The sequence below is a fragment of the Streptomyces sp. NPDC029014 genome, from assembly GCF_055564695.1.
In genome coordinates this window covers 90228-101792 of sequence record NZ_JBVHVT010000010.1, presented here as the reverse complement: position 1 = coordinate 101792, position 11565 = coordinate 90228, and the positions used below count along the sequence as shown (strand labels likewise).

Sequence of the window (11565 nt, the reverse complement as noted above, 5' to 3'; positions counted from 1 at the left end):
CCGCGAACCGAACACCCCTCAAAAAAAGAACAGACCGCCGGACGCGGGGGGGGGGGGGGGGGGGACGCCCCCCCCCCCCCCCCCCCCCCCCCCCCCCCCCCCCCGTCACCGCTCAGCCCTTGCGGGAGTAGTTCGGCGCCTCGACCGTCATCTGGATGTCGTGCGGGTGGCTCTCCTTCAGGCCCGCCGAGGTGATCCGGACGAACCGGCCGCGGTCCTGGAGCTCCGGCACCGTGCGGCCGCCGACGTAGAACATCGACTGGCGCAGGCCGCCGACGAGCTGGTGCACGACCGCGGCGAGCGGGCCGCGGTAGGGCACCTGGCCCTCGATGCCCTCGGGGATGAGCTTGTCGTCGCCGCCCACGCCCTCCTGGAAGTAGCGGTCCTTGGAGAAGGACTTGCGGTCGCCGCGGGACTGCATCGCGCCGAGCGAGCCCATGCCGCGGTACGACTTGAACTGCTTGCCGTTGATGAAGAGCAGCTCGCCGGGGGACTCCTCGCAGCCCGCGAGCAGCGAGCCGAGCATCACCGTGTCGGCGCCCGCGACGAGGGCCTTGGCGATGTCGCCGGAGTACTGCAGGCCGCCGTCGCCGATGACCGGGACACCCGCGGCCTTGGCGGCCAGCGCGGCCTCGTAGATCGCGGTGACCTGCGGGACGCCGATGCCGGCGACGACGCGGGTGGTGCAGATGGAGCCGGGGCCCACGCCGACCTTGATGCCGTCCGCGCCGGCGTCGACCAGGGACTGGGCGCCGTCGCGGGTGGCGACGTTGCCGCCGATGACGTCGACGCCGCAGTTCGACTTGATCTTGGCGACCATGTCGCCGACCAGCCGGGAGTGGCCGTGCGCCGTGTCGACGACGATGAAGTCGACGCCGGCCTCGACGAGGGCCTGGGCGCGCTCGTAGGCGTCGCCGGCGACGCCGACGGCGGCGCCGACCAGGAGGCGGCCGTCCTTGTCCTTGGCGGCGTTCGGGTACTTCTCGGCCTTGACGAAGTCCTTGACCGTGATGAGGCCCTTGAGGACGCCCGCCTCGTCGACCAGCGGAAGCTTCTCGATCTTGTGGCGGCGCAGCAGCTCCATGGCGTCCACGCCGGAGATGCCGACCTTGCCCGTCACCAGCGGCATCGGGGTCATGACCTCGCGCACCTGGCGGCTGCGGTCCGACTCGAAGGCCATGTCGCGGTTGGTGACGATGCCGAGCAGCTTGCCGGCGGCGTCGGTGACCGGCACGCCGGAGATGCGGAACTTCGCGCACAGCTCGTCGGCCTCGCGCAGCGTCGCGTCCGGGTGCACCGTGATCGGGTCGCTGACCATGCCGGACTCGGAGCGCTTGACCAGGTCGACCTGGTTGGCCTGGTCGGCGATCGACAGGTTGCGGTGCAGGACGCCGACACCACCCTGGCGGGCCATCGCGATCGCCATGCGCGACTCGGTGACCTTGTCCATGGCGGCGGACAGCAGCGGGATGTTGACGCGGACGTTGCGCGAGATGAGCGAGGAGGTGTCGATCTCGTCCGGCGCCATGTCGGACGAGCCCGGCAGCAGCAGGACGTCGTCGTAGGTCAGCCCGAGCATGGCGAATTTGTCGGGCACTCCGTCGGCGTTGACAGTCATGACACCTTCCCAAATGGTCTTGCTCAGCGCGGATGTCCATGCTAACGGGATCGCGACGCGTCTCATTCCACGAGCGAGGTCACGGCCAAGTTTCGTCGCTTCCTCCTATTGATCGCCGGGCCTCGACAGGCCATAGCGGAGCCGCAGGCTCCGCCCTACTGCTCGGCGAGCGCGCGCAGCCGGCTGAGCGCCCGGTGCTGCGCGACCCGCACCGCGCCCGGGGACATCCCGAGCATCTGGCCGGTCTCCTCGGCGGTCAGCCCGACCGCGACGCGCAGGACGAGCAGCTCGCGCTGCGTCTCGGGCAGGTTGGCCAGCAGTTTCCGGGCCCAGGCGGCGTCGCTGCTGAGCAGCGCCCGCTCCTCGGGCCCGAGGGAGTCGTCCGGCCGCTCGGGCATCTCGTCGGAGGGGACGGCGGTGCTGCCCGGGTGGCGCATGGCGGCCCGCTGCAGGTCGGCGACCTTGTGCGCGGCGATGGCGAAGACGAAGGCCTCGAAGGGGCGGCCGGTGTCCCGGTAGCGCGGCAGCGCCATCAGGACGGCGACGCAGACCTCCTGGGCCAGGTCCTCCACGAAGTGGCGGGCGTCCCCCGGGAGCCGGGAGAGCCGGGTGCGGCAGTAGCGGATGGCCAGTGGGTGCACGAAGGCGAGCAGGTCATGGGTGGCCTGCTCGTCGCCTTCCACGGCTCGGCGCACGAGCGCGCTGACAGCCTCGGCGCTGTTGCCCTTGGCGGCTCCGGTGGGGCCCGTGGCCGCAGCGGAGCCCGTGGCCTCGTCGTCGCGCATCAATCCATGGTGCCTTGGCGCCGGAGCGTTCGCGGCACCACGGTCCGTGTTGTGCATCGAAGCGTTATGAGCGGGTGCGCCTGAGCTCTTCACTTGCACGCTCCCCTCCCGCTCGCCCGAAAACTCCCCGAGGCCCCATCCCAGAAATGCGCCACACACTCAAGCATGCGGCATCGCGCACGAAGCGACACGTCCCCCGGATTGTGCCCCGCCAATCCCCGGCTACGCACGAGTACGGCCGGGAGCGGAGGGTGCCGGGAACCTCGGGAGCACCCCGGAACACCGGGCGGGCGGGCACGCCGGGCGGGGCGGCGCGCCGCCCCGCCCGCCTGCGGCGGACGGGACTGCTCTCAAGGGACCGCGGTCAGCGGACCAGGCCCCAGCGGAAGCCGAGCGCCACGGCGTGGGCCCGGTCCGAGGCGCCCAGCTTCTTGAACAGCCGGCGGGCGTGCGTCTTGACCGTGTCCTCGGAGAGGAAGAGCTCCCGCCCGATCTCCGCGTTGGACCGGCCGTGGCTCATCCCCTCCAGCACCTGGATCTCGCGCGCGGTGAGGGTGGGCGCGGCGCCCATCTCGGCCGAGCGGAGCCGGCGCGGGGCCAGCCGCCAGGTCGGGTCGGCGAGCGCCTGGGTGACGGTGGCCCGCAGTTCGGCGCGCGAGGCGTCCTTGTGCAGGTAGCCGCGGGCGCCGGCGGCGACCGCGAGGGCCACGCCGTCGAGGTCCTCGGCGACCGTCAGCATGATGATGCGGGCGCCCGGATCGGCGGAGAGCAGCCGGCGCACCGTCTCCACGCCGCCGAGCCCGGGCATCCGTACGTCCATGAGAATCAGGTCGGAGCGGTCGGCACCCCAGCGGCGGAGGACTTCCTCGCCGTTGGCAGCCGTCGTCACGCGCTCGACGCCGGGCACGGTGGCAACCGCGCGACGGAGCGCCTCTCGGGCAAGCGGGGAGTCGTCGCAGACGAGGACGGAAGTCATGACCGCCCTCCGGAGCTGCTGATGCGCGTCACCTTGAGCCTCCAGGCTGGTACGTATCGTCACCTGTGCGGTCGATGCTCTCGGACACCTGTCCGGGAACGCTTTGGTTCAACCGCCTTCGCTCTCTCAACGATGGTCACTCGAAAGAGTTACGGGTCGGACGGACACCTTCGGCACTCTACGTGAGGACGCGATCACGCCATCGGCGCCACTCGCCAACTGTCCTCCATCTGGAGCTATGCCCTATTTGGCGGCTTTCCTTCCGTTCGGGCAGTGTCTGACGCTAGATTCCCAATGAGTCATATTTACATCTACTACGACAGTAGGTGTGGTAGGTGTGGAGGGTTGGACCGTATTCGTCTCAGTACCGGCACCAAGAGGACTACCCATGGCAGATTTCTCCCGCCTCCCCGGACCGAACGCCGACCTCTGGGACTGGCAGCTGCTGGCCGCCTGCCGCGGAGTCGACAGCTCCCTCTTCTTCCACCCGGAGGGCGAGCGGGGCGCGGCCAGGAGCGCGCGCGAGGCCTCCGCTAAAGAGGTCTGCATGCGATGCCCGGTGCGTTCGGAATGCGCCGCGCACGCACTCGCCGTCCGCGAGCCCTACGGGGTGTGGGGCGGCCTCACCGAGGACGAGCGCGAGGAACTGATGGGCCGGGCCCGCCATCGCCTGATCCCCGCGTCGAGCACCATCGGGCGGACCCCTCCGGACTGACGGCCGCCCGGACGCCGCCGCAGGGGCGGACGCCTCAGAACCGGATGTCGCACAACCGGATGTCGCACAACACCATGCAGAAACGTTTCCTCACCCCGTGGTGACCCACAGGCGGGGCCGCCGTGCGCCGCTCAGCGCGCGGCGGCCCGCTCCAGCTCGGCCAGGGTCTCCGCCACGGCCGGTACGCGGGCCAGGTCGGGCAGCGTCAGCGCCACGACCTCCCGCTCCACGGCCGGCTCCACGGTCAGCGTGCTCACGCCCTTGGCCCGTACGGACTCCAGCGCGAGCTCCGGCAGTACGGCGACGCCCAGCCCGGCGCCGACGAGGCCCGCCACGGCCGGGTAGTCGTCGGTGGCGAAGTCGATGCGCGGGGTGAAGCCGACGCCCTCGCACACCTCGACCAGATGGCGGCGGCAGCGCGGGCAGCCCGCGATCCAGGGCTCGTCCGCCAGCTCGGCCATGCCCAGCTTCCCGGCACCGGCCAGCCGGTGCCCCTCGGGCACCAGCCCGACGAGGCGGTCCGTCAGCAGGGGCCGCACGACGAGGTCGTCCCACTCGGCGGTGGCCGCGGTCCCGGCGTAGCGGAAGGCCAGCGCCACGTCGCAGTCGCCGTCGCGCAGCATCTCCACCGAACGCGGGGGCTCCGCCTCGACCAGCGAGATCCGTGTCCCCGGGTGCGCGGCCCGCATCGCGGCGAGCGCCGTCGGGACCAGGGTGGAGCTGCCGCTGGGGAAGGACACGAGCCGGACCCGGCCGGCGCGCAGCCCGGCGATGGCCGCGACCTCCTCCTCGGCGGCGGTCAGCCCGGCCAGGATCCCTGCGGCGTGCCGGACCAGGGCGGCGCCGGCCTGGGTGAGCCGCATCTCGCGACCGGCGCGGATCAGCAGAGGGGTCCCGGCCGACTGCTCCAGCGCCTTCATCTGCTGGGAGACGGCGGGCTGGGTGCAGCCGAGTTCGCGGGCGGCGGCCGAGAAGGAGCCGGTGTCGGCCACGGCGCGCAGGACCCGGAGATGGCGTGCCTCGATCATTCTTCGAGCATAAGCCCGGCTTTGATGGCGGCGCACATACTCCCGTGCCCCTTTGAGGGCGCTCGGCTAGCGTGTGCCCATGGCGCCCAAGCATGTGATCTCCGTGAACCTCGGCCGGGCGACGGCCGTCGACTACACCACCGCCGAGGGCGGGGTGACCGGGATCGGCAAGCGGCCGGCCGCCGGCCCGGTCCGGGTGTTCGCCCCCGGCCCCGAGGGGGTCGGCGCGAGCGGGGTGGAGGGTGACGCCGTCTGCGACCTGCGCCACCACGGCGGCGAGCACCAGGCGGTGTACGCCTACGCGCGCGAGGACCTGGACTGGTGGGAGGACGAGCTGGGGCGCGAACTGCCCGGCGGGATCTTCGGGGAGAACCTCACCACCTCCGGCATCGACGTGACCGGCGCGCTCCTCGGCGAGCGCTGGCGGATCGGCGCCGACCTCGTCCTGGAGGTGGCCTCGGCGCGCATCCCGTGCGCCACCTTCCAGGGGGCGCTCGGTGAGCCGGGCTGGGTGAAGCGGTACACGCAGGCCGTGCGGCCGGGCGCGTACCTGCGCGTGGTGCAGGAGGGGGAGGTCTCGGCCGGGGACGCGGTGGAGGTGGTCGGCCGTCCGGACCACGACGTGACGGTGGGGCTCTGGTTCCGGGCCTTCACCCTCGAACGGGCGCTGCTCCCGCGGACCCTGGCGGCCGGCGCGGCGATGGAGCCGAAGGCCCACGAGAAGGCCCGCGCCCATCTGGAGAAGTACGGGAAGTAGTCGGCCGGCGACGGGCCGCCGATGAGCCCGCGGCGCCCGCCGGGGGGAAAGCGGACGAAGTGGTACCGCCAGGGCGGGCCCGCTCCGGACTGTCGTCCGGGGCGGCTAGGTTGCGCACATGACGACTGCGCTGATCACTGGATCCACGGCGGGCATCGGCGCCGCCTTCGCCCGCAAGCTCGCCGCCCAGGGCCACAACCTCGTACTGGTCGCCCGCGACACCGCGCGCCTCGCCGAGCAGGCCACGGAACTGCACGACCGGCACGGCATCGAGGCCGAGGTGCTGACCGCGGACCTGTCGACCGAGGCGGGCATCGCCGCGGTCGAGCGGCGCCTCGACGACCGGACGCACCCGGTGGACCTGCTGGTCAACAACGCCGGGTTCGGGAACAAGGGCCGCTACCTCGAGGTCTCCATGGCCGACGAGCTGACCATGCTGAAGGTGCACATCGAGGCGGTGCTGCGGCTGACCTCGGCGGCCACCGCGTCGATGCGCTCGCGCGGCCGCGGCGGCGTCATCAACGTGGCCTCGGTGGCGGCCTTCGTGCCGCGCGGCACCTACGGGGCGAGCAAGGCCTGGGTCGTGCAGTTCACCCAGGGCGCGGCGCGGGACCTGGCCGGGTCGGGCGTGCGCCTGATGGCGCTGTGCCCGGGCTTCGTGCGGACGGAGTTCCACCAGCGGGCCGGCATGGGCACGGACAACATCCCCAACTGGATGTGGCTGGACGCCGACAAGCTGGTGGCGGCGGCCCTCGACGACCTGGCGCGCGGCAAGACGGTCTCGGTCCCGGACCCGCGGTACAAGGCGCTGATGGGCGTGGTGAAGCTGACGCCGCGCGGGCTGCTGGGCGGGCTGTCCTCGCGTACGGGCCGCAAGTACGGCCCCCGGTAGAAGGCCGCAGGAATCAGCCGGATGGCGTAAATCTCCCTAAACTGGACGTATCCCATCCAGCCCCGGGAGACGCCATGACATTCGTACAAATAGTCGATTACGAGACGAGCAGGCCCGAGGCCGTCAGCGCGCTCATGGACCAGTACCTGGCGCAGACCAGCGGCAAGCGCACCGTGACGCACAGCGTGGTCGGCAGGGACCGCGAATCAGAGACGCACTATGTCGACGTGGTCGAGTTCCCGTCGTACGAAGAGGCCATGAGGAACTCTCATCTCCCGGAGACGGACCGGATGTTCCAGGAGATGGTGGCCCTCTGCGACGGGATGCCGCGGTTCACCAACCTGGACGTGGTCCGCGACGAGCACCTCAACGCGCTGCTCGCGAACCGGGTGTTCGACGACATCACCGCGAAGGGCAAGTTGGACGTCATCGAGGAGGTCTACGCGTCGGACTACATGGACCACGACGTGGCCAACCCCGTCGACAAGACGGGCCGCGAGGGCATCCGCGAGGACGTGGAGATGTGGCGCGGCGCCTTCGACTTCTCCTTCACCTGCGACGCGCAGATGGCGCAGGACGACTACGTCACCACGCTGTGGACCTGGACCGGCAAGCACAAGGGCACGTTCATGGGGATCGCCCCCACCGGCAAGACCTGCACGATGACCGGCACGACGGTCTTCCGCTGCGAGAACGGGATGATCAAGGAAGGCTGGTGGCACTACGACACCAACGGCCTGATGCGGCAGCTCGGGGCGATGTCCTGAGCGGACCCGCCCGACCGGCTCCGACCCACGGCTCCCGGCCCACGGGAAGACCCCGGCCACCACCGTTGAGCGGCGGCGACCGGGGTCGCAGTCCGAAGGGAGCCGGTCAGCGGTCAGCGGACCGGCTCATCGGGGGTCAGTGGCTGTGGCCGTGACCGTGGCCGTGCCCGTGGCCGTTGGCCTCTTCCTCTTCCTTCTTCTCGACGACCAGGGTCTCGGTCGTGAGCAGCAGGGAGGCGATGGAGGCGGCGTTCTCCAGGGCGGAGCGGGTGACCTTGACCGGGTCGATGACGCCGGCCTTGACCAGGTCGCCGTACTCGCCGGTGGCGGCGTTGAAGCCGTTGCCCTTCTCCAGCTCGCCCACCTTGGAGGTGATGACGTAGCCCTCGAGGCCGGCGTTCTCGGCGATCCAGCGCAGCGGCTCGACGGCGGCGCGGCGGACGACCGCGACACCCGTGCCCTCGTCGCCGGTCAGGCCGAGGTTGTCCTCCAGGACCTTGACGGCGTGGACCAGCGCGGAGCCACCACCGGAGACGATGCCCTCCTCGACCGCGGCGCGGGTCGCGGAGATGGCGTCCTCCAGACGGTGCTTCTTCTCCTTCAGCTCCACCTCGGTGGCGGCGCCGACCTTGATGACGCAGACGCCGCCGGCGAGCTTCGCCAGGCGCTCCTGCAGCTTCTCGCGGTCCCAGTCGGAGTCGGTCGCCTCGATCTCGCCCTTGATCTGGTTGACGCGGCCGAGCACGTCCTCGGCGGTGCCGGCACCGTCGACGATCGTGGTGTCGTCCTTGGTGATGGTCACGCGGCGCGCGCTGCCCAGGACGTCCAGGCCGGCCTGGTCGAGCTTGAGGCCGACCTCCTCGGCGATGACGGTGGCACCGGTGAGGGTGGCCATGTCCTGCAGCATCGCCTTGCGGCGGTCACCGAAGCCGGGCGCCTTGACGGCGACCGCGTTGAAGGTGCCGCGGATCTTGTTGACGACGAGGGTGGAGAGGGCCTCGCCCTCGACGTCCTCGGCGATGATCAGCAGCGGCTTGGAGCCACCCGACTGGATGACCTTCTCCAGCAGCGGCAGCAGGTCCTGGATCGCGGAGATCTTGCCCTGGTGGATCAGGATGAAGGGGTCCTCGAGGACGGCCTCCATGCGCTCCTGGTCCGTGACGAAGTACGGCGACAGGTAGCCCTTGTCGAAGGCCATGCCCTCGGTGAACTCCAGCTCCAGGCCGAAGGCGTTGGACTCCTCGACGGTGATGACACCGTCCTTGCCGACCTTGTCCATCGCCTCGGCGATGAGCTCGCCGACCTGCTGGTCCTGCGCGGAGAGCGCGGCCACGGCGGCGATGTCGGACTTGTCCTCGATCGGACGGGCGGTGTCGAGGAGCTCGGCGGACACGGCCTTGACCGCGGCGTCGATGCCCTTCTTCAGGGCGGCCGGGGAGGCGCCCGCGGCGACGTTGCGCAGACCCTCGCGGACCAGCGCCTGGGCCAGCACGGTGGCGGTGGTGGTGCCGTCACCCGCGATGTCGTTGGTCTTGGTCGCCACCTCCTTCACCAGCTGCGCGCCGAGGTTCTCGTACGGGTCGTCCAGCTCGACCTCGCGGGCGATGGTGACACCGTCGTTGGTGATGGTGGGGGCGCCGAACTTCTTGTCGATGACGACGTTGCGGCCCTTGGGGCCGATCGTCACCTTGACCGTGTCGGCAAGCTTGTTGACGCCGCGCTCGAGGGCGCGACGGGCGTCCTCGTCGAACTTCAGGATCTTCGCCATGGGAGCGGTTCAGCCCTCTCGGAAAACTTGGGGTTCAACGACCCGCGCCCCTCGCCGCCCGGCAATCAGCGGGGTGACCAGGGGCGCAGATCAAAGCAGTGCTGGGAGAAGTGAATTACTTCTCGATGATCGCGAGCACGTCGCGAGCCGAGAGGACGAGGTACTCCTCGCCGCTGTACTTCACCTCGGTGCCGCCGTACTTGCTGTACAGCACGATGTCGCCGACGTTGACGTCCAGCGGGAGACGCTGGCCGTCCTCGAAGCGGCCCGGGCCCACGGCGAGGACGACGCCCTCCTGGGGCTTCTCCTTCGCGGTGTCCGGGATGACCAGGCCGGAGGCCGTGGTCTGCTCGGCGTCGAGCGGCTGGACCACGATGCGGTCTTCAAGCGGCTTGATGGCAACCTTGGAGCTGGTGGTCGTCACGATCCGACCTCCCCCTTCGGAGATCTCACGGGGTTAACTGTCTGAGGTGGCGACCAGGTGGATCCGTCGTCGCGGGTGCCGGACCTGCCCGTCGCTGTGTTGGCACTCACCTGGGGCGAGTGCCAGGTGCGAGACTATTCCGGCGATTAGCACTCGGTCAAGCGGAGTGCCAATACGCTCCCTCGGGTTCGCACATCCGGCCACCTCGGACGCCCGGTCGGCCGGATCCCGACGGCTCCCCACCAGCACTTCCCCGCTCCGCCCCGCCGCCCGGGTGAACCGGAAGGAACCCCGGGAAGATCGTCGTCGTCTTAGACGATATGAAGATAAAGCGCCCCATTGACGGCCAGATCGGACCGACGTGCGGGGGCTGAGGCCGCCGACGGCGGCCGGAGCCCGCCGCCGCACCGAGGCGCTGCTGCTCGTCTTCGTCGTCGGCACCACCGTCCTCGGGCACGCGAGCGCCGGCCTGGGGCTGAACGGCGAGCTGCCGGTCGACCTCTCCGGCTTCGCGATCAGCATGGGCCTGCTGGCCCTGGTGGCACACCTGGGCGTACGCCGGTTCGCCGCGTACGCCGATCCGCTGATCCTGCCGCTGGCGATGCTGCTGACCGGGCTCGGGCTGGTGCTGCTGCACCGGCTCGACCAGTCGTACGTCGAGCGGTACGGCGCCGAGGCCAACGCCCCCGGCCAGCTGGTGTGGACGGTGATCGGCGTGGCGGCCTGCCTGCTGGTGGTGGCGCTGCTGCGGGACCACCGGCTGCTCCAGCGGTTCATCTACCTCACGATGGCCGCGGCGCTGGTGCTGCTGATCGCGCCGGCTTTCTCGCCCGCGGACACGTACGGGGCGAAGCGCTGGATCGTCATCGGCGGCTTCTCCGCGCAGCCGGGCGAGTTCGTGAAGATCATGATCGCGGTCTTCTTCGCCGGCTACCTGGTGGTCCACCGCGACTCGCTCGCCCTGACCGGCCGGCGGTTCCTCGGGCTGAGGCTGCCGCCGATGCGCCAGCTCGCCCCCATCGCCACCGTGTGGGTCCTGTCGATGCTGGTGCTGGTCTTCGAGCGGGACCTGGGCACCTCGCTGATCTTCTTCGGCGTCTTCGTGGTGATGCTGTACGTCGCCACCGAGCGCACGAGCTGGATCGTGTGCGGGCTGGTCATGGCCGCGGCCGGCGCGTTCGTCGTCGGCTCGACCGAGCCGCACGTGAAGGCGCGCGTGGCCGCCTGGCTGAACCCGCTGTCGTACTACTGGCAGGAGCGGCCGCCGGGGGTCACCTCGGACCAGTCGGCGCAGGCCCTGTTCAGCTTCGGCACCGGCGGCGTCTCGGGCACGGGGCTCGGCCTCGGACATCCGGAGCTGATCAAGTTCGCCGGGCGCAGCGACTTCATCCTGACGACGGTGGGCGAGGAGCTGGGCCTGGCCGGAGTGATGGCGGTGCTGCTCCTGTACGCGCTCCTCGTGCAGCGGGGGCTGCGGATGGCGCTGGGCGCCCGCGACCCGTTCGGGAAGCTGCTGGCGGTCGGCCTGTCGGCAGCGCTGGCGCTCCAGGTGTTCGTGGTGGCGGGGGGCGTGACCGGGCTGATCCCGCTGACCGGCAAGGCGCTGCCGTTCCTGGCGAAGGGCGGCTCGTCCCTCCTGGCCAACTGGATCATGATCGCGCTGCTGCTGCGGATCAGCGACAGCGCGGAGCGCCAGCGCCTGGCGGACCGCCGCGGCCCGGTGGAGACCGTGATCACCCCGGTGGTGGCGGCCGGGCGGGACTGAGGGGCCGCGGGGCGCCGCTACGGGGGCCGCAGACGCGGGGGCGCCACCGCGGGGGCCGCAGACGCGGGGG

11 protein-coding genes are annotated in these 11565 nt (G+C 71.0%); 5 read left to right on the top strand and 6 right to left on the bottom strand.

Translation table 11 applies throughout. The features are described 5' to 3' along the window. Positions 1 to 112 precede the first annotated feature (112 nt). The 3 genes from guaB to ACZ4VL_RS08020 all read right to left on the bottom strand — a co-directional run bounded on the left by guaB (position 113) and on the right by ACZ4VL_RS08020 (position 3379). Positions 113 to 1618: an IMP dehydrogenase gene (gene guaB / locus ACZ4VL_RS08030; RefSeq protein ID WP_468197128.1), complete on the bottom strand. Its 1506-nt coding sequence runs from the start codon at positions 1616 to 1618 to the stop codon at positions 113 to 115. A 155-nt stretch (positions 1619 to 1773) separates the two neighbouring features. Next, the gene (locus ACZ4VL_RS08025; RefSeq protein WP_361090564.1) at positions 1774 to 2403 is read right to left on the bottom strand and encodes a sigma-70 family RNA polymerase sigma factor; all 630 of its coding nucleotides are present in this window, start codon (positions 2401 to 2403) and stop codon (positions 1774 to 1776) included. A 364-nt stretch (positions 2404 to 2767) separates the two neighbouring features. Further along, on the bottom strand, positions 2768 to 3379 hold the full coding sequence (locus tag ACZ4VL_RS08020; protein ID WP_003948568.1) for a response regulator transcription factor: 612 nt from the start codon (positions 3377 to 3379) through the stop codon (positions 2768 to 2770). Positions 3380 to 3767: 388 nt separating this feature from the next. On the opposite strand from ACZ4VL_RS08020, the gene ACZ4VL_RS08015 reads away from it, so the two are divergent. Continuing rightward, entirely contained in the window at positions 3768 to 4094 is a 327-nt protein-coding gene (locus tag ACZ4VL_RS08015; RefSeq protein WP_385428017.1) for a WhiB family transcriptional regulator, read from the top strand. A gap of 131 nt (positions 4095 to 4225) precedes the next feature. Here ACZ4VL_RS08015 and ACZ4VL_RS08010 read toward each other — a convergent pair whose 3' ends face one another. Then, positions 4226 to 5122, bottom strand: a complete 897-nt coding sequence (locus tag ACZ4VL_RS08010; RefSeq protein WP_468197125.1) for a LysR family transcriptional regulator — start codon at positions 5120 to 5122, stop codon at positions 4226 to 4228. Positions 5123 to 5201: 79 nt separating this feature from the next. Here ACZ4VL_RS08010 and ACZ4VL_RS08005 point away from each other — a divergent pair, with 79 nt between their 5' ends. From ACZ4VL_RS08005 to ACZ4VL_RS07995, 3 genes are all read left to right on the top strand, one after another. After that, positions 5202 to 5879, top strand: coding sequence for an MOSC domain-containing protein (locus ACZ4VL_RS08005; protein WP_468197123.1), 678 nt, complete (start codon positions 5202 to 5204; stop codon positions 5877 to 5879). 118 nt (positions 5880 to 5997) lie between these two features. Further along, positions 5998 to 6771: an SDR family NAD(P)-dependent oxidoreductase gene (locus ACZ4VL_RS08000; RefSeq protein WP_468197121.1), complete on the top strand. Its 774-nt coding sequence runs from the start codon at positions 5998 to 6000 to the stop codon at positions 6769 to 6771. A gap of 74 nt (positions 6772 to 6845) precedes the next feature. After that, a complete protein-coding gene (locus ACZ4VL_RS07995; protein WP_468197118.1) occupies positions 6846 to 7538 on the top strand; it encodes an ester cyclase in 693 nt (230 codons plus the stop codon). 136 nt (positions 7539 to 7674) lie between these two features. On the opposite strand, the gene groL is transcribed toward ACZ4VL_RS07995, so the two are convergent. Together groL and groES are read right to left on the bottom strand one after the other, a co-directional pair. Continuing rightward, positions 7675 to 9306, bottom strand: a complete 1632-nt coding sequence (groL, locus tag ACZ4VL_RS07990) for a chaperonin GroEL (protein WP_468197116.1) — start codon at positions 9304 to 9306, stop codon at positions 7675 to 7677. Positions 9307 to 9421: 115 nt separating this feature from the next. After that, a complete protein-coding gene (groES, locus tag ACZ4VL_RS07985; RefSeq protein ID WP_361090583.1) occupies positions 9422 to 9730 on the bottom strand; it encodes a co-chaperone GroES in 309 nt (102 codons plus the stop codon). A gap of 361 nt (positions 9731 to 10091) precedes the next feature. On the opposite strand from groES, the gene ACZ4VL_RS07980 reads away from it, so the two are divergent. Beyond that, positions 10092 to 11495: an FtsW/RodA/SpoVE family cell cycle protein gene (locus tag ACZ4VL_RS07980; protein WP_468197114.1), complete on the top strand. Its 1404-nt coding sequence runs from the start codon at positions 10092 to 10094 to the stop codon at positions 11493 to 11495. The last annotated feature ends 70 nt before the right edge of the window (positions 11496 to 11565 follow it).